General features: G+C 52.3%; 14 protein-coding genes. 10 read left to right on the top strand and 4 right to left on the bottom strand.

Annotated features, from left to right (window positions below):
• Positions 1-144: 144 nt before the first annotated feature.
• Positions 145-1,536: an MATE family efflux transporter gene (locus tag INF30_RS10130; RefSeq protein ID WP_226395101.1), complete on the bottom strand. Its 1,392-nt coding sequence runs from the start codon at positions 1,534-1,536 to the stop codon at positions 145-147.
• 126 nt (positions 1,537-1,662) lie between these two features.
• On the opposite strand from INF30_RS10130, the gene INF30_RS10135 reads away from it, so the two are divergent.
• Positions 1,663-2,193, top strand: coding sequence for a spore maturation protein (locus INF30_RS10135; RefSeq protein ID WP_226395102.1), 531 nt, complete (start codon positions 1,663-1,665; stop codon positions 2,191-2,193).
• A gap of 380 nt (positions 2,194-2,573) precedes the next feature.
• On the opposite strand, the gene INF30_RS10140 is transcribed toward INF30_RS10135, so the two are convergent.
• A complete protein-coding gene (locus INF30_RS10140) occupies positions 2,574-3,041 on the bottom strand; it encodes an HAD family hydrolase (RefSeq protein ID WP_087174366.1) in 468 nt (155 codons plus the stop codon).
• Between the two features lie 218 nt (positions 3,042-3,259).
• On the opposite strand from INF30_RS10140, the gene INF30_RS10145 reads away from it, so the two are divergent.
• Together INF30_RS10145 and INF30_RS10150 are read left to right on the top strand one after the other, a co-directional pair.
• Positions 3,260-3,898 carry a helix-turn-helix domain-containing protein gene (locus INF30_RS10145; protein WP_226395103.1) on the top strand — a complete coding sequence of 213 codons (639 nt, stop codon included), beginning with the start codon at positions 3,260-3,262 and terminating at the stop codon, positions 3,896-3,898.
• Positions 3,883-4,701 carry a hypothetical protein gene (locus tag INF30_RS10150; RefSeq protein WP_226395104.1) on the top strand — a complete coding sequence of 273 codons (819 nt, stop codon included), beginning with the start codon at positions 3,883-3,885 and terminating at the stop codon, positions 4,699-4,701. The genes INF30_RS10145 and INF30_RS10150 overlap by 16 nt, the downstream gene beginning before the upstream one ends.
• A 65-nt stretch (positions 4,702-4,766) precedes the next feature.
• Here the strand turns inward: INF30_RS10150 and INF30_RS10155 are convergent, their stop codons facing one another.
• The gene (locus INF30_RS10155) at positions 4,767-6,482 is read right to left on the bottom strand and encodes a DUF885 domain-containing protein (protein WP_226395105.1); all 1,716 of its coding nucleotides are present in this window, start codon (positions 6,480-6,482) and stop codon (positions 4,767-4,769) included.
• A gap of 233 nt (positions 6,483-6,715) precedes the next feature.
• On the opposite strand from INF30_RS10155, the gene INF30_RS10160 reads away from it, so the two are divergent.
• Genes INF30_RS10160 through INF30_RS10175 form a run of 4 tightly spaced genes read left to right on the top strand, consistent with a single transcriptional unit; the run spans position 6,716 to position 13,301 of the window.
• The gene (locus tag INF30_RS10160) at positions 6,716-8,044 is read left to right on the top strand and encodes a Wadjet anti-phage system protein JetA family protein (protein WP_226395106.1); all 1,329 of its coding nucleotides are present in this window, start codon (positions 6,716-6,718) and stop codon (positions 8,042-8,044) included.
• Between the two features lie 7 nt (positions 8,045-8,051).
• Positions 8,052-8,696, top strand: coding sequence for a DUF4194 domain-containing protein (locus INF30_RS10165; RefSeq protein ID WP_226395107.1), 645 nt, complete (start codon positions 8,052-8,054; stop codon positions 8,694-8,696).
• A complete protein-coding gene (locus INF30_RS10170; RefSeq protein ID WP_226395108.1) occupies positions 8,647-12,003 on the top strand; it encodes an ATP-binding protein in 3,357 nt (1,118 codons plus the stop codon). The genes INF30_RS10165 and INF30_RS10170 overlap by 50 nt, the downstream gene beginning before the upstream one ends.
• Positions 12,004-12,047: 44 nt before the next feature.
• Positions 12,048-13,301 (top strand): Wadjet anti-phage system protein JetD domain-containing protein, encoded by a 1,254-nt coding sequence (locus INF30_RS10175; protein WP_226395109.1) that lies wholly within the window; start codon positions 12,048-12,050, stop codon positions 13,299-13,301.
• On the opposite strand, the gene INF30_RS10180 is transcribed toward INF30_RS10175, so the two are convergent.
• Complete coding sequence (locus INF30_RS10180) at positions 13,294-13,920, bottom strand: superoxide dismutase (protein ID WP_226395110.1); 627 nt, start codon at positions 13,918-13,920, stop codon at positions 13,294-13,296. The genes INF30_RS10175 and INF30_RS10180 overlap by 8 nt on opposite strands.
• A gap of 175 nt (positions 13,921-14,095) precedes the next feature.
• Here INF30_RS10180 and INF30_RS10185 point away from each other — a divergent pair, with 175 nt between their 5' ends.
• The 3 genes from INF30_RS10185 (at position 14,096) to INF30_RS10195 (ending at position 18,493) form a co-directional block, all read left to right on the top strand.
• Positions 14,096-14,872, top strand: coding sequence for an SDR family oxidoreductase (locus INF30_RS10185; RefSeq protein WP_226395111.1), 777 nt, complete (start codon positions 14,096-14,098; stop codon positions 14,870-14,872).
• 437 nt (positions 14,873-15,309) lie between these two features.
• Positions 15,310-17,208, top strand: coding sequence for a methionine--tRNA ligase (metG, locus tag INF30_RS10190; RefSeq protein WP_191384362.1), 1,899 nt, complete (start codon positions 15,310-15,312; stop codon positions 17,206-17,208).
• A gap of 349 nt (positions 17,209-17,557) precedes the next feature.
• Entirely contained in the window at positions 17,558-18,493 is a 936-nt protein-coding gene (locus INF30_RS10195; RefSeq protein WP_226395112.1) for an Rpn family recombination-promoting nuclease/putative transposase, read from the top strand.
• Positions 18,494-18,496: the final 3 nt, after the last annotated feature.

An 18,496-nucleotide genomic window follows, 5' to 3' on the forward strand; every position in this document is an offset into this window, starting at 1 on the left:
GTCTTTTTATGCTGCTTGAACACAGACAAACTTTCTTCTAAAAAGGAAAACAATAGGCAGAGCTAGGAATCCCTAATCTCTGCCTAAAAGAGAGTTATCATTTCAGTGCCTTAACTAAATGACATTGACATGAGGGCCCTCCTTCTATTTTGTCTTTTCGGTGGTCTCTTTCTCCTTCCGGCTCAGCATGGGCCACACGGTCAGCAGCATGGTGACGAAGCAGGCCGTGCCGCCAACCACATTGGAGATAGGCTCTGCCAGGAACACGCCGTCCGTGCCAAGGCCGCCTACGGCCGGAAGCAGCAGGGTGAGCGGAATCACGATGATCACCTTCCGGAACAGGGAGAAGAAGACGGCCTGCTTTGAGCGGCCGAGAGCCACGGCTGTGGACTGACCGGCAAACTGCAGGGACATCATAAAAATGCCGGCAAAGTAGATGCGCATGGCGGGCACGCCCTTCTCGATGAGCTCCGGGTCACTGTTGAAGAGGTGGATGAAAAAGTGGGGAAAGAAAAACAAAAGGGCCCAGGCGAAAAAGGAAAATACAATACACGCCCAGGAGGTGAATTTGATCGCCGATTTTACCCGTTTGTATTCCCCGGCGCCGTAGTTGAAGCTCATGACAGGCTGGGCGCCGTTTGTCAGCCCGTTGGCGGGCATGGTGATGATCTCACGCACGGAGTTGATGACCGTCATGATGCCCACGTACAGGTCGCCGCCGTAGCGCTGCAGGGTGGCGTTGCACATGATCTGGACAGAGCCGTTTGTGATGGACATGATAAAGCCGGACAGTCCCAGTCCGGTAATTTTCTTTATGACAGCCGGCTCCGGTTTCATGTAAGCGGGCGACAGAGTGATCACCGCCTTCTTCCCGGTGAGGAAATGGAAGACCCACACAGCGGAGACGAACTGGGAGATGATGGTAGCCAGCGCGGCTCCCCGGACGCCCATGCCGAACACGAAGATAAAAAGAGGGTCAAGGACCAGGTTCAGCACAGCTCCGATGGACACGGAGAGCATTCCTGTGACTCCGAACCCCTGGGCGTTGATAAAGTTGTTCATGCCAAGGCTCACCATCACAAAGAGAGTGCCGCACAGGTAGATGGTGAGGTAGGCGTCCGCATAGGAGTAGGTCACGTCGCTGGCGCCGAAAAGGTACATCAGCGGGCGCCGGAAAACATAGCAAAGGACAGCCAGGATGAGCCCGCTTACAAGAAGCATGGTAAAGGAGTTTGCCATGATCTTTTTTGCCTTTTCCGTCTCGCCGCCGCCCCTTGCAATGGAGAAAAGAGGGGCGCCGCCTGTGCCGAACAGGTTGGCAAAGGCAGTGATGATGGTGATGACAGGGAGCGTGAGACCGATCCCTGTCAGTGCCTCCGTGGATGTATGGGGGATGTGGCCGATGTAGATCCGGTCCACCACATTATATAAGACGTTGATGAGCTGCGCGCAGGTCATTGGGACGGCGAGCCTCAGGATATTTCCGGCCACGCTCCCCTTGCTGAAATCGCTTGTATTCTGTGCTGTATGCTGCATGAGATCACCTTCTGCTGTGTAAAATTTCTGTAAATAGTATAGACTTTTTTGAGATTGTTTTCAAGATTGGCACATATACATAAAAGAGATGTAAAAGAGCTGTGAGCAGTGGAAAGAGGGATGTAGATGGAAATATTTATGATCATCTCAAATATGATCATCCCTGTGGTGATACTGGGGGTCGTCTGCTTTGGGGTGTCCAGGCGGGTGCAGGTGTACGATGCGTTTATCGAGGGGGCAAACAGCGGATTTCACATTGTGGTGAAGATCATGCCTACCATGGTGGCGCTGATGATCGCGGTGGGTATCCTGAGAGCGTCGGGATTTCTGGATATGCTGGCCTTTCAGCTCGGGAGGATGACAGACTATATTGGATTTCCGGGAGAGCTGGTGCCGCTCACTGCCGTGAAAATGTTTTCCTCCTCGGCGGCCACCGGGCTTCTCCTGGATATTTTCAAGGAATTTGGCACAGACACCTACATAGGGCTTGTGGCTTCCATCAGCATGTCCTGCACGGAGACCATTTTCTATACTATGAGCGTGTATTTTATGACGGCAAAGGTGACAAAGACAAGATTTACCCTGGCAGGCGCTCTTATCGCCACATTTGCCGGGCTGGCGGCCAGCGTGGTGCTGGCTGCGGGGATAATGGGATAGGGGGAATTATGTTGATTTAAAAACGGAATTATGTTACTATAAAAACAGGGAAACTGAAGCCAGGCGGCTATCCTCCATTTTGGAGGTTAACCCTCCGTCCATCATGCCCTTTGAGGTACGAAAGAAAGGAGGGTGATGCACATGTATATTACATATGCGGATTTAATCCAGCTTTTGATATTCATTGCAGCCCTTGTAGGTCTATGTTATCAGATCTTCAGAGAAAAAAAGTAGCCGCCACTATCTGACCATAGTGACGACTGTTTAAAATAGTTAATCATTATCGAGGGTAGCCGCTTGTGGTTTCCCTTTTCTATTATCAATATAACATAATATATTGGAGAAAACAAGCAGGAAAAACGGCATATACTGTTTTCTGATCATCCTCTCAGGGACGCGATGATGCGGTGGGGTTTCAGGAAGAGCTCCAGGGCGTCCAGGACAGAAGGGACGCACAGGTCAGTGGCAGTCATAAGTCTTCCGTACATGCCCTCCTGACCAAGGACAGAGACGGAGAAGGCGGCCTCCCGGCACATGAGAAGATCGTTGCGCCCGTTGCCGATGGCAGCGCAGTTCTCCTTGCCAAGGGAATAGAGGATATTCTGCTTTTCCTGCATGGCGGCGTCGTTTGGGAAGGTCAGTATCTCCACCGGCAGGCCCTCGCACATCTGGCGGGCAGTGCCGTTTGTGTCAGCCGTCAGCACGTAGATCTGGAACAGGTCAGAGAGCTGGCGGATCTTGTTAGCAACAGCCTCTGAGATGATGCCGTCCAGGGCGATGGTGCCGTTGTAGTCCAGAAGGAGATATTTCAGGTCCAGTGAAGGATATCCGGGAATTTCTATTTTCATAAGTCTTTTCCTTTCTGTGTAAAGGCCGGGAGTACCGGTGTCTTTGTTCTGAGTTATCCAGGTCTTCCTGGAGGAAGCCTGTGAGAATACCTTAGCATATTTATGGGGAAATATCTATATGTGCAAAGAGAAAGCAGATAAAAATAAAAGTAAAAAAATTAATTTATTTACATATTAAAAGTCTTATGATATCCTGAGAATAGAAGGGAGGGAGTGGTATGGAGAAAGAGCAAAAGCTTCTTTGTAAGTGCTTGGAAATCTTCGGGACGGACGATCCAGAGCAATGGAAGAAAATTATGAAAAAGGCAAAGAAGTACGATGATCTGATGCGCGGAGTCAGGCCGGCAAATCCCAGGGGAGCCGGGAGAAAAGGGCTGAAAGAGGAAAAGGCTGATACTATACGGAGAATGTACCGGAAGGGTGTTTCCGTTGCAAGGATTGCAAGAGAACTGTCTGTCAGCCGTCCTACTGTATATCGGTATGTTGAAGAGATCAGGCGGTGGGAGAGGCATCCCTCTGTTCAGATGCAGCTGGAATATATGTATAAAGACAGGGTGTGTACGGTGATAGATGTGGATTGGAAAAATCAGACGGTCTATGTGGAAAATCGTACGAATCAGCTTCCCCTGACAGCCTTTGGAGTCAACAAAACTCCCGGATGGGAAGAATTTAGGGAGTTTCTGGAGGACAGATGTGTTCCCGGGACAAGGTTTCACTTAAAGGAGCTTCTGAGAGATATGGGTGTCGACTTTTACGATCCCATGCTGATCATAGAAGAGACAAAAGGAAGAATGGCTGAGGACGATCAGTGGATCAGAATACATTACAGGGAGGATGCGTTATGTCAGAATGGATAAAGCTGGATATTCTGAACCGGGATGATCTGAGGGGGCACTCATCAAAGGGAAACCAGCTGAAGGCGAAGGATGGAATATACTGGTATAAGGCAGACTGCATGGGCTATGAAGGGCTGGCGGAAACAGTCGTATCATCTCTTCTGTCCCGGTCGGATATTTTGGCAGCCGTTGACTATGAACCGATGAAAATGGAGTTTAAATCACATGTGTATACCGGATGCAGGAGCAGGAGCTTCTTAATGGAGGGAGAGTCTCTTATCACAGTCGAAAAGCTGATCCGTCTGTACACAGGGAAAAGTGCGGCAAGGACCATGGCTTCTATGGCGGACGTGAAGGAGCGGATCTGTTATTTGGTCAATGCGATCGCAGAGATCACAGGAATGACAGATTTTGGGAAATATCTTACAGCTATGCTGGAGATAGACGCTTTTTTTCTGAATGAGGACAGGCATACCAATAATATTGGGGTAGTCTATCACCCGGAAACCAGACGGTTTCGACATTGCCCTTATTTTGATCATGGACTGGCTTTACTTGCGGATACAATGACTGACTTTCCCTTGGGAGAAGATTTGGAAAAATGCATGGAGAAGATAGAGGCAAAGCCATTTTCAAGGAGTTTTGACGAACAGATGGATGCGGCGGAAGAGCTATATGGACAGCAGGTGCATTTCCGGTTTTCTATAAAAGAGGCAGTGGAGATACTGGAGGGATGCAGACCCTACTACCAAGGGGAGGTGCTGGAACGGGTTGAGCAGATCCTGAGATGGCAGGTGCGGAAATACAGCTATCTTTTCCAGTAAAATCAGCCGCCGCTGTCAGCCTTTTGCGGCGGCTGTGAAAAATGCATTGCAAAGATGTTCCGTTCCTATTTTTTCTCCTTCACCGCCTTCTCCACGATCTCAAACGGCGCAGGCCCTGTGTCCAGCACCGCCTTGTGGAAACGCTTCTGGGAGAAATCCTCTCCCCACTCTTTTACAGCTGTCTTTTTCAGTTCCAGAAATTCCACATACCCGATATAGTATTTCAGATAATTACCGGGATCCCCGATGATGAGGTCGTAGATCTCCCGGATCGTCTCTGTATCCGTAATGCCGAAACTCCGGAAAAAAGAGACCGTCTCGGTGAGGGACCATCCGTCGTAGTGGATACCCATGTCGGCAAGGGCGTAGAGTCCCAGGATGAGGGAAGCATTTTTCTGCTCCAGGAGAGCTCTGTCTTCATCTATACCGGTGAAGTAGTAGGAGAGCATCTCCACATAGGTGGCCCAGCCCTCCGTGTAGCCGCCAAAGGAGAGGAGACTGCGGATGGGATCCGGATCTGTGGAGGCGTAGTACACGTTCTGGTAGAGATGTCCCGGGTAGCCCTCGTGGGCCAGTGTGGTGAAGAGAGTCAGGTCGTCCGGGAGATGTCCCCGGTTGATGTAGATCACGTTCTCCTGGGAATTGTCCACCGGGGGAACCATGTAGAAGGCAGGGCTTACATATTCAGCCATCTCCTCCTGTACAAATTTAATCTCGGTGGTTACCTCCGGCAGAGAGGGAAAGGACCCGGCTGTCTTTTCTTTCAGGTCTGCCAGGATGGCCTCCGGGCTGCTGTCCGCCAGCGCAAAGGAAGAGTCTTCGCCGGATAGAGGCGTCACGGACTGCATGGCAGACAGATCCTCTGCCATCTGCCTGCGGGTCAGGTTCTGAAGCTGGGGGACTGTGCGGGCGGAGCCGGTGTCCCGCTTCACAATATACTCATAGTATCTTTTTCCGTTCGGATAGTAGCAGAGTCCTCCGTCGTTTGTGCCGGTGTCCTTCAGGGCAGCTATGGCGGCGGCCAGCCGGTTGTAGGCGGGAAATACGCAGTCATAGATGAGATCCCGGTGCTGCGAGATGCAGGCTTCTTTCTGAACAGGGGGCAGATCCGATAGTCCTTCCAGCCTGGAGATGAAGGAAGAAAAAAGGTAATGGCTGTCCCCGAGTGCAGTGAAGGCAGCGCACTCGTCGATAATGTCCTGGGCATTCCGGGAGGACATAAAAAGTCCGGCGTCCGCTTTTGCCTGCTCAAAGGAGATGAGAGACGTAAAGTAGGACGGCATTTCCTCCAGGAGGGACAGATAGGTATCCACGTCCTCCGGTGTGTCAAAGGAGAACTCGCACAGAAGGATGGGAAGCTGGGACTGGACGCCGGTGAGGGGGCTCAGGGGCTCCTCGTAGAGAGCGTAGGGGGCGCCCAAAAGGGCTGTCTCCAGATAGGATTTGAGAACATCGAAAGTGAGCTGGTTTTCCGGAGAGAGCTTTCTGTATCTGAAATCCTGAAGGAGGGAAAGGCAGTTCTCGATAGATGCGGCGGAGACAGCTGTGTCGGTGCTGAAAGAGCCAAGGCTCGCCGGTGTATCCTGGATGCCGTAGCTTTCCGGCTCCTGTACTGTATAGTTCAGGGTGATGGTGTCAGCGGACACTTCCTGACGGAAAAGATCCAGGGTAAACTGCCGGAAGAGAGCATCTTCGTCGGGGACGGGAAGATGGCCGCAGGAGGCCAGAGCCGGGAGAAGGATGGAAAGCAGAAGGATAAGGGCAGTACATTTTTTTCGCATAGAACGCCTCCTGGAACGGGCGGAGCATTTTATCTATAGATATGCGGCTGGTTTTGAGAAAATTCCATGGGAGAAAACCGGTTTCCACGGGTTTGGGAGATATGGTATAATGATTGCGCAAAAGCGCAATCTGAAGCGAGAAACCCGCTTCACCCTGCTGCGCATCTGCCGGAGGCCCATGGCCGCTGTGCGGCCATGGTATAATAACTCCATATACAAGACAGGAGAAATTTATGAAGTATATATATGAGATCCCGGACTCCTTCTGGAGTTTGTTCCGCTCCAGGAACCGGGATATTTATGTAGAAGCGTTGCTTCAGATCAACGAAGAATACGAGTATAACAACTATTTCCTGAGCCGGGAGGTGTGCCTGGAGATCCTGGGAGATTTCTATACCCAGAAAAAGATCACCCTGGAGGCGGAGGAGACGGAGGATGAGCTGGACATGCTGGAGACGCCGGCGTCCAGGATACTGAACTGGCTTCTTAAGGCACAGTGGCTGAAAAAGATCGAGGATTACAATACGCTGGTGACCCACATTGTTATCCCCGACTATGCGGCTATTTTTATAGAGGCCTTTGACCGGCTGACCCGTGAGGGGATGGAGGACACGGAGCTGTACATCCAGAATGTGTACGCCACTTTGTATTCCTTCCAGAACAATCCCAGGCTGAACAGCGCCATGCTCCGGTCGGCCCTGGTCAATACGAGAAAGCTGAACAAGGCACTGCAGGACATGCTCCACAATATGGACCGGTTTTACGGGCGGCTGCTGGAGCAGAGAGAGTACGGACAGCTTCTTTCAGAACACCTGGAAGGGTATGTGGAGGAAGTGGTACGTAAGAAATACCACATTTTAAAGACAAGTGATAACTTCTACATTTACAAGATGGATATAAAGGAGTGCCTGGAGAAAATGCGGGAGGATGAGAGTATCTATGACCGCATTGGCGAGGAGGGGCTGGATATACTGGACCGGATCGAGAGGAGCTTTGATGATATTGAGCGGCGCATCGCCAATATGGACAAGGAGAACACAAAGTATATCCGGGCCACTGTGACAAGGCTCAATTATCTCCTGAACGGGGAGACGGACACAAAAGGGCTTGTGATCCAGCTCCTGAACCAGCTTGGAAAAGAGGGCAAGGAGGAGGAGAGGCTCCGGGAGACCGCCTCCCGGATGAATCTGTCTCTCTTTGAGATCCTCTCGGAGAAGTCCCTCTACAAGAGGAGAAAGCCCAGGAAAGATTTTGTCAGCCAGTTGGAGCGGGAGGAGGACTCTCAGGAACTTTCCAGGGAGGATGTTCTGAAGCTGAATCGCATCCACACCCGGTATACGAGAAAGCAGATCGAGGAATTTATCGAGGAGCACATGGACGGCGAGCAGATGCGGCTCGCAGATCTGAAGGTGGAGGATGACGAGGACTTTGAGAAGATCATCCTTGCCTATGATTATAGTACAAAGCACGGCAGCAAGTATCAGGTCATCGAGGAAGGCGGTCTGGTGGAGAGCAGAAAATACCGCTATCCGAAGCTGACATTTGTGCGCAGGAGGGTTTAAGAAGAATATGATCGATTATGTAGAACAGCTGAGTGATGAGGAGAAAGAGCAGATCACGGAGGTGATCCGGCTCCTTTACAGACAGACATTCATTTTGGAGCGAAAATACGACAGGCGGGCTGAAAAGTGGCAGTACAGCAGGGAGTATAAGATCTGTGCCATGCACATGGAATTTCTGAAGGAATACTTTCAGGTGGCGGGTATCGAGCTTGTGGAAAATATTTATCTGGGAGTGATCTATATACGGGACGGCATGCTCATGGGGGAGAAGATCCCGCGGCTTGCCACCATTTATCTCCTTGTGCTGAAGATACTGTATGACGAGCAGATGGCTCAGGCATCGTCCAGCACGAGGATCGTGACAACGCTGGGGGCGGTGAACGGCAAGGCCGGGGAGTTCCAGGTGATGAAGTCCCTGCCGTCTCCCACGGAGATACGGCGCAGCATTGCGCTTCTGAAAAAATACCAGATCATAGAACCTCTCGATATACTGGAGGAGTTAAACGAGGGGACAAGGATGATCATCTACCCCACTATAAATATGGTGCTCACCGGGGATGACATACGGGCCCTTTTAAAGACATTTGGCGAGGAGGAGAACAGTGGAGACGAAACAGGCGTTCAAAATATTATCGAAGATCTGTCTGAATAATTGGCATTACATAGACAGAAAGGTGCTGTCGCTGAACAGGGAAGTGAACTTTTTCACCGGCCACTCGGGAAGCGGAAAGTCTACCGTCATTGACGCGCTGCAGATCGTCCTGTACGCCAACACGGACGGAAGGGGCTTTTTCAACAAGGCGGCAGCCGACGACTCGGACCGGAGTCTGATCGAGTATCTGCGGGGCATGGTCAACATCAGCGACAACAATGAGTCCCAGTACCGGAGAAACAAAAATTTTTCCAGCACCATTGTGCTGGAATTTACAAATAGCGTCATCGGGGAGCAGGAGTGCGTGGGTATTGTCTTTGATGTAGAGACGGCCACAAATGAGATCAGCCGTCTGTTCTTCTGGCATCAGGGGCCGCTGCTCTCCAACCTGTACCGGGGAGAGGGGCGTGTCCTGTCCACCGTGGAGGTGCGGGAGTATCTGCAGAGAAACTTCCCCCAGGACGGCTACTACTGCGGCCCCAGCAATGAAAGGTTCCGCCGCCAGCTCTATGATGTGTACCTGGGAGGACTGGACAAGGAGAAGTTCCCCAGGCTTTTCAAGAGGGCAATCCCCTTCCGCATGAACATCCGGCTGGAGGACTTTGTGAAGGAGTACATCTGCATGGAGCAGGATATTGAGATCCAGGACATGCAGGAGAGCGTCATGCGATACGGGCAGATGCGCAGCAAGATTGAGGCAACACTGAAAGAAATCCAATCGTTGACAAAAATAGAAGAAAGTTTCTCCTTGTACGAAGATAAGAAGACAGAGGAAGAGAGCTGGCTGTACCGGGCCCTGCGCCTGGAGATCCTCCAGCTCCGACGCCGTCTGGAGGGTATCCGGGACCGAAAGTCCCAGGAGGAGAAGGAAAAAAAGGAGCAGCAAAAGCTCAAGGAGAAGACCGACCGGGAGGCGGAAGAGCTGCAGAGGCAGTATGAGGACATCATCGTCCGCATTGCCCAGACCGGGTACGAGGAGCTGAAGGACAAGCTCTCCCAGGTCAACCTGTTCCTGGAGCATCTGTCTGCCAGCAGGAGCAGCCTGCAGAAGACAAGGGAGAGCATGGAGGAGTGGAAGAAGCAGGACATGGTGTCCAACTCCATGCTCAGAGATATAGAAAGGCTCTGCCAGGGCAGCATCACAGAAGAGGAGCTTCAGCGGCTCAAGGAGAATTTTGCCGACATCCGGCGGGAGCTGGAGGAGGAGAGAGGGGAGACGGGCGCCCAGCTCCGTTCCCTGAAAAAGGAGATGCAGGCGGGCCGGCAGGAGATCGCTGATCTGAAGCAGGGAAAGAAAGCCTATCCCCGGGAGCTGGAGGAGGCCAGATACTATATCCGGGAGGAGCTCCAGAAGAGGGCCGGGAAATTTGTGAATGTACAGATTTTGGCGGACATGCTGGAGGTCAGGGACGAGACATGGCACAATGCGGTGGAGGGCTATCTGGGGAACAACAAGCTGTCACTCATGGTGGAGCCGGCCTACGCAAAGGAGGCCATGGAGATCTATGAGACCATGGACAAAAAGAAATTCTGGCGTGCCGCCGTGGTGGACACGGAGCGTCTCATGCAGGACAGCCACCCGGTCAGGGAGGGAGCTCTGGCAGAGGAGGTGAAGGCGGGGACAGACTACGCCCAGGCCTACACGGATTTCCTTCTTGGCAGGGTGATCAAGTGCCGGGATATCGATGAGCTGCGGCAGCAAACCGTGGGCATCACCCCCGGGTGCATGCTGTACAAGAGCTATAAGCTGCAGCACATCAATCCGGAGAACTACACAGAGCGGGCCTGCATTGGAGAGAACAGTCTCCGAAAGAGGAGAAAGAGGCTGGAGGAAAAGCTGGAGAAGCTGGAGAAGCAGAGAGTGCCCTTAGAAGAGCGCCAGGAGGAGATCCGCTCTGTCCTTGCCATGGACTACCTGGACCGCCCCGCCGGAGAGTACTTGAGCATGATCAGGGATATCCGGATGATCGGCGAGAAGGAAAAGGAAAGAGAAATGCTGCAGAGCCGGATAGAGGAGCTGAAGGAAGAGAATGTAGGCAGGCTCGAGCGGGAGAAGGAGGAGTTAAGAGAGCGTCAGACAAGGAAAAAGCAGCAGGCGGACAGCATCCAGAAGGCTATCTGGCAGCATGAGAGAAGGATCCAGGAGGCGGATCAGGAGTATCTGGACCTGGATGAGGAGTTAAATGAGAAACAGAAAAGTTTCAAAGAAAACGAAGAATTTGCGGAAAGCTTCCAGTCCTACATGGAGAGCAGGAAGAGCTCCAACTATGAGTATCTGAAAAATCTCTGCTTCCGGGAGCAGGCTGCCTGCCGGGAGGAGAGGGAGAAGCGATACCAGGAGCTGGTGGATATCCGCAGCAGCTACCTGCGGGAGTATCCTCATCGCACCTTCTCGGCCAGTGCGGAGGACAATGGAGATTACGAGAAGCTCCTGAACACGCTCCAGTGCGACCACCTGGAGGAGTACAAGGAGAAGGCGGCAGAGCAGGCCAGGACCGCGGTCCAGCACTTCAAGGAGGACTTCATCTATAAGATACGCAGCGCCATCAAGGAGGCGCTCCAGCGAAAGGACGAGCTGAACCGGATCATCAGCAGGCTGGACTTCGGAAAGGATAAGTACCAGTTTGTGATCACCAGGAACAAGGGGGCCTACGGGGAGTACTACGACATGTTCATGGACGATGCCCTGGAGATAGACCCTTCCCGGCTCTCCTACAATATGGAGAACCAGATGAATCTGTTTACCATGGAGCACGAGGAGAAGTACGGGGAGCTGATAGGTGACCTGATCCAGATCTTCATCCCGCCGGAGAACGCCTCGGCGGAGGAGCTGGAGGAAGCGAAGCAGAACATGCGGAAATACTCGGACTACCGGACCTACCTCTCCTTTGACATGCAGCAGATTGTGCGGGGCGAGAAAAATATGCACATCGGTCTTGGGAAGATGATCTCCAAGAATTCCGGCGGGGAGGGCCAGAATCCCCTCTATGTGGCGCTTCTGGCCAGCTTTGCCCAGCTCTATCGTCTGGACTACTCGCCCAGAGTCAGGAGGAACCCCACCATCCGCCTTGTCATCCTGGACGAGGCTTTCTCCAAGATGGACGCGGAGAAGGTGGCAACCTGCATCGAGCTGATCCGGGGACTTGGCTTCCAGGCTATCATCAGTGCCACCAATGACAAGATACAGAACTATCTGGAGAACGTGGATAAGACCTTTGTCTTTGCCAACCCGGACAAGCAGAACATCTCCATCATGGAGTTTGAGAAGCAGGAGTTCGAGGAACTTCTGGAGGAGGCTGAAGAATAAGCCGGAAAACAGGCGAAAGACAGACCAGGAGCGGAGGTGATTCTATGGACGGATACAGAGGCGGCTACATTGTCAGGAAGATCATTGAAAACTATGAAAAAAAGAAAAATGATTGGAACCATTCCCTTGAAGGACGCCGCAGCCTGAAGATCCATCAGGAGGATTTCGACAGAGCGGAGAGGGAGGCCGGCGCCCCGAGGGGAGAAGGACGTGACCTGGTGGCCCGGGAGATGCTGGAGCTGGAGCGCCTGGGCCTGATCCCCAAAAAGGAGGTGCGCTGGCAGAACTATAAGCAGGATTTCAGTGAATTCCACTACTATAACAAAGACATGCCCGTCTATTATAAACTGGCGGGGAAGACGCCCAAGTATGAGATTGCCGCTGCGTACAAACATGAGCTGGAGAAGCTGGGCGGAGCGCTGCGCAGACAGTGGCTCAGGGACTATGTCAGAGACCGCTGGAGGGAGGCGGACAGCGGAAAGCTGAAGGCAAAGGAGGTGAGCCGGATCTTCGGACAGGGGAGGAAGGAGCAGTACTTTGCCTGTCTGAAGGGGCTGGATGAGCTGGAGGAGCCTGTCTATGTACAGATATTCAGCAGCCGGTATCTGGGGCGTCCCAAGATCTTCAGGGAGGACCCGGCCGGGTTCAGAGGATGGGTGGTCCAGATGGCCCGGGATTACCACCCGGATATAGACAGGGCCATGGATGACGCTCAGGTGCTCTCCTGGCTCTACATAGAAGAGTACTCCCAGCAGATGGAGGTGAAAGGACCGCTACGCCTGGAGATCAAAGGGCAGACTGTGGACCTGGGAAAGCTGCGGTACGGCACGGTCCTCAACAGCGAGACGCTGAAGAACGCCCGCATCTGCCGGGAGCAGGACATACGGCGGATCGTGACGATAGAGAACAGGGCCAGCTTTGTCTGCGAGCCCTTTGAGGAGGAAACATTGTATGTCTTCACCCACGGCTTCCTCTCTCCCAAGGAGAGGGATTTCCTGAAGGCCCTGGCGGGAGCGCTGAAGGGCAGGACAGTGGAATACCTGCACAGCGGGGATATGGATTTCGGCGGGCTTCGCATCTTCTGCTTCATCCGGGACAATCTTTTCCCGGATGTCAGGCCGCTGCATATGAATGCAGAGCTCTACCGCCGCCACCTGTCGTCGGGATATGAGATGGAGCCGGGAGCGCTCCGGGACCTGGAGAAGATGAGTGCGGCCCTGCCGGAGGAGCTGGAAGAGCTCAGGCAGGAGCTGCTGAAGACCGGAAAAGGTCTGGAGCAGGAGATGCTGCTCATATGATCCGGCACCGGCGGAAACGGGCTTCCGCACAGGACCAGTTTACGACCCGGAACCAGTCGTCGATGTAGGCGGCGCGCATGTTGTAATGCTTCAGATAGTAGGCGTGTTCCCAGACATCTATGGCCAGCAGCGGCACGGTGCGGCACAGATCCGGCGTGTTCTGGTTTGCGGAGGTGGCGATGCATAAACCGCCCTTTTCCCAGACAAGCCACGCATAGCCGGAGCCGAACACGGAGAGGGCGGCCTCTTTAAAACAGGACTTAAAGTGCTCCATGCTGCCGAACTGCCTGGTTATCTGCCGAAAGAGAGCGGGCGCCTGACCCCGGGTGCCTGTCTTTGTCATGCCTTCAAAGAAGAAGCGGTGATTAAATACGCCGCCCGCATTGTTGATAAGGGTTGTCCGGAGCTGGCAGGGAAGCCGGTCCTGGCTGACCAGAAGCTCTGTGAGAGAATACTTCTGGAGAGACGGATCAGCCTCAAGGAGCCGGTTCAGGTTGTCGATATATGTCTGGAGATGCCGGTCGTGGTGCAGCCGCATGGTCCTTTCGTCGATGAAGGGCTCCAGGGCGTCATAGGCGTAGGGGAGAGGGGTGTTGAAAAAGGGATAGCAATCGTTCATGTTTATTTCCAACAAGGGTTTTTAACAGTATATGCGGTAGAGGAGAAAACGTGATTTCCCGGCTGGAAAAGAGATAAAGCCGTTGCGGGAGGCGTCCGCTGTATTGTAAAATAATCCTATACCGTATATTTATATTTCAAATGATCTGGATACAATTAAGGAAAGGAGCATTGTCATGGGAATTATTGAAAAGATGAGACTGGACGGGAAAAAGGGATTTGTTACAGGCGCCGCCAGGGGTATCGGAAAATGTACGGCCACTGCTTTCGCTGAGGCCGGAGCAGATGTGGCCATTGTGGATCTCGATCTGGCAGAAGCGCAGAAAACGGCGGAGTATATCTCAAGGGAGACAGGAAGAAAAGTAATCGCCATTGGGACAGACTGTACAGACCCGAAACAGGTGGACCAGATGGTGAAGAAAACTGTGGAAGAGCTGGGAGGGCTTGATTTCTGTCATAACAACGCAGGCATCTGTATCAATGCGCCGGCTGAGGAGATGACCTACGCGCAGTGGCTCAAGGTGATCAACATCAACTTAAACGGAATTTTTCTCACAGATATTGCCGCCGGGAAATACATGCTGGAACACGGAGGGGGTTCCATTATCAACACAGCCTCCATGTCCGGGCATATCGTGAATGTCCCTCAGCCTCAGTGTGCTTATAATGCCTCAAAGGCAGGGGTGATCCAGCTCACAAAGTCTCTGGCTATTGAGTGGGCGAAGAGGGGAGTGCGGGTGAACAGCATCAGTCCGGGATATATAGGGACGGAGCTGACGCTCAACTCTCCGACTCTTGTTCCGCTGATCGAGAAGTGGAACGAGATGGCGCCCCTGGGGCGCATGGGAAAGCCGGAGGAGCTGCAGTCCATCTGTGTGTATCTGGCGGGAGATACGAGCACGTTTACCACCGGGGCGGACTTTGTTGTTGACGGAGCCTTCACCTGCTTTTAGTAGGAAAGAAAGAGCTGCCTTGACATTTCTCTTCCCCTATGCTACGATTTGAGACAGATTATTTTTCATAACAGAAACGCTGTGACGAAGAGAGTAGGTCCGGGAAAGTTTTACAGAGAAATTTCCACATGCTGAGAGGAAATGGACGGAAGCGGGCTGAAGATGGCTTCCGAGCGGCGCAGACGAACAGGGAGAACCTCGCCAGGCATTCAGGTGTACTTTCGCACTAAGCTCGGTAATACCTCGCTAAATGCTCAATGTAAGTCTGCGAAGGGACCGCCCTCTATAGCGGAGAGATGTCGGCCGGACCGGCACCTGACGAGATTTCTGCTGCGAGGCAGGAGTGAATGAGAAGTGGTAACACGGTAAATTCGTCTTCTCTGATTTCCCAAGGAAGTCAGGGAGGACTTTTTTATTTATAAAGGAGAGAAGAGAGTATGGAAAAGCAGAAGTATTATATTACAACAGCCATTGCCTACACATCAGGCAAGCCCCACATCGGGAACACTTACGAGATCGTACTGGCGGACGCCATCGCAAGGTACAAAAGAAGCCAGGGATACGATGTGTTCTTTCAGACAGGAACCGATGAGCACGGCCAGAAGATTGAGCTGAAGGCTGAGGAAGCAGGCGTTACGCCAAAGGAATTTGTGGACAATGTGGCAGGGGAGATCAAGCGGATCTGGGATCTGATGAACACATCCTACGACAAATTTATCCGCACTACAGACGCAGACCATGAAAAACAGGTGCAGAAGATCTTCAAGAAGCTGTATGACCAGGGAGATATCTATAAAGGATATTATGAGGGAATGTACTGCACACCCTGCGAGTCCTTCTTTACAGAGTCCCAGCTTGTGGACGGCAAATGTCCGGACTGCGGCCGGGAGGTGCAGCCGGCAAAAGAAGAGGCCTACTTCTTTAAAATGAGCAAATATGCAGACCGGCTCATCGAGCATATCAATACCCATCCGGAGTTCATCCAGCCGGTGTCCAGGAAAAATGAGATGATGAACAATTTCCTGCTTCCCGGACTGCAGGACCTGTGCGTGTCCAGAACATCCTTCAAATGGGGCATTCCGGTGGATTTCGACCCGGATCACGTAGTGTACGTGTGGCTGGACGCACTGACAAACTATATCACAGGGATCGGATATGACTGTGACGGGGAGAGCACAGAACAGTTTAAGAAAAACTGGCCGGCAGATCTTCATCTGATCGGAAAAGATATCATCCGTTTCCATACTATTTACTGGCCTATCTTCCTGATGGCTCTGGATCTGCCTCTTCCGAAGCAGGTGTTCGGCCATCCCTGGCTTCTTCAGGGAGACGGCAAGATGAGCAAGTCCAAAGGAAATGTTCTCTACGCTGACGAGCTGGTGGATTTCTTCGGCGTGGATGCAGTGCGCTACTTTGTTCTCCATGAGATGCCCTTTGACAATGACGGCGTGATCTCCTGGGAGCTGATGGTGGAGAGGATGAATTCTGATCTGGCAAACACCCTTGGAAACCTGGTAAACCGTACGATTTCCATGACAAACAAATATTTCGGCGGAACTGTGACTGATAAGGGCGCCGCAGAGGAAGTAGACGCAGATCTGAAGGCTGTGACAGAGAATATGCCGAAAGCAGTGGAAAAGAAGATGGAAGACCTCCGCGTGGCGGATGCCATCACAGAAATCTTTACCCTGTTCAAACGCTGCAACAAATATATTGATGAGACTATGCCCTGGGCTCTGGCAAAAGATGAGTCGAAGAAAGACCGCCTGGAGACAGTGCTCTTCAATCTGATCGAGAGCATCAAGGCCGGCGCCAGAGCGCTGGAGCCTTTTATGCCTGAGACATCAGAGAAGATCCTGGCACAGCTGGGAGATGGCAAGGTGACAGAGAAGCCGGAGATCCTTTTCCAGAGGCTGGATCTGGAAGAAGTCATGAAAAAGGTGGAGGAGCTTCACCCGGCTGTGGAGGAAAAAGAAGAGGAGACAGAAGTCATCGACATAGAGGCCAAACCGGAGATCACCTTTGAGGAATTTGGAAAAATGCAGTTCCAGGTAGGCGAGATCATTGAGTGCGAGGCAGTGAAGAAGTCCAAGAAGCTGCTTTGCTCCAAAGTGCGCGTGGGCAGCCAGATCAAACAGATCGTGTCCGGCATCAAGTCCAACTACACGCCTGAGGAGATGGTAGGCAAGAAGGTCATGGTCCTTGTGAACCTGAAACCTGCGAAACTGGCTGGCGTTCTCTCCGAGGGAATGCTGCTCTGCGCGGAAGATGCAGACGGCAATCTGGCTCTCATGACACCGGAAAAAGAAATGCCGGCAGGAGCAGAGATCTGCTAGAAAAGGGGCCTGTCATAAAGAAAAAGCTGTGGAGTATAACCTCCGCAGCTTTTTTATGAAAACAAAATTATGAAAAAAGCGGGAAATGGATTGCATAATCAATCGGATTATGTTATTTTAAAATCAGTTGGGTGGCAATGTACGCTGCCTGTAAGATCTATCTTCATGCTGCAGATGTTCAAAGCAGCAGATATCTTATTTTCGGAGCCTGTATTCCAGGCATTAGATCCGATTTGTAAACAAAAGGAATAATGCAGGAACAGGGCTTCGCCTTTGATGGCTCTGGAAAATGTGCTAATATGAAAGCAGAGCTCTTTCCTGTATGAGACAAGCAGGAAAGGAGAAGACTGTGACGAAGAAAAATGACAATTTTATCATGCTTCCCACCGTGGATGTGTGTTTTAAGGGACTGATGTACAATCCCAAAGTGCGGAAAGGCTTTATCGCTGCCCTGCTGGGGACAGACCCGGCGGCTGTCCGGGAGACGGTGCTGCTCCCCACGGCGCTGCGGCAGGAATACCCGGACGAGAAGCTGGGCATCCTGGATGTCCGGGCCCTAATGGAAGACGGGGCTCAGATCAATATGGAGATGCAGGCTTACCCGTTCGGACAGTGGGACGCCAGGTCTCTGTTCTATCTGAGCAAAATGTACACAGAGCAGATCGGAAGGGGCGATCCCTACACGAAACTGAAAAAGTGTATCCATGTGAGCATACTGGATTTTATCCGCTTTGCGGATGACGAGAAATGCCACCGGATCATCAGCCTGTGTGATGAACAGACAGGGAAAAAGTACACAGACCTTCTGGAGATGCAGATCCTGGAGCTTAAGAAGCTGCCGGAAGAACTGCAGAGTGATGATGAGGTCATCCGTTGGATGCGCTTCCTGGCAGGGAAGAACCGGAAGGAGTTGGAGGATATGGCAGGTACAAGTGAATATATTGAGGAGGCATACAGGGAGCTGGAGAGGATGAGCGCGGACGAGAGGGCCAGGCTGGAGTACGAGGCCAGACAGAAGGCCATCAGGGACCACGATGCCATCATGAGCAGCGCCTGGGAAACCGGCATGGAGAAAGGCCTGCAGGAGGGCATGGAGAAGGGTCTGCAGGAGGGGAGAGAGCAGGGCATGAAGCAGGGTTTGCAGCAGGGTATACGGCAGGAGAGACAGGATATTGTCTTTCGTATGCTGGAGAAAGGCATGGATCCTGAGATGATTGCGGACCTGACCGGCATGAATATAGAAGAGATCCAAAAGCTGGAAGAGGAGTTCCGGGCAAGAGGGTAACCC

Origin of the sequence: Claveliimonas monacensis, from assembly GCF_014982975.1 — a bacterium.
Lineage (GTDB): Bacteria > Bacillota > Clostridia > Lachnospirales > Lachnospiraceae > Claveliimonas > Claveliimonas monacensis.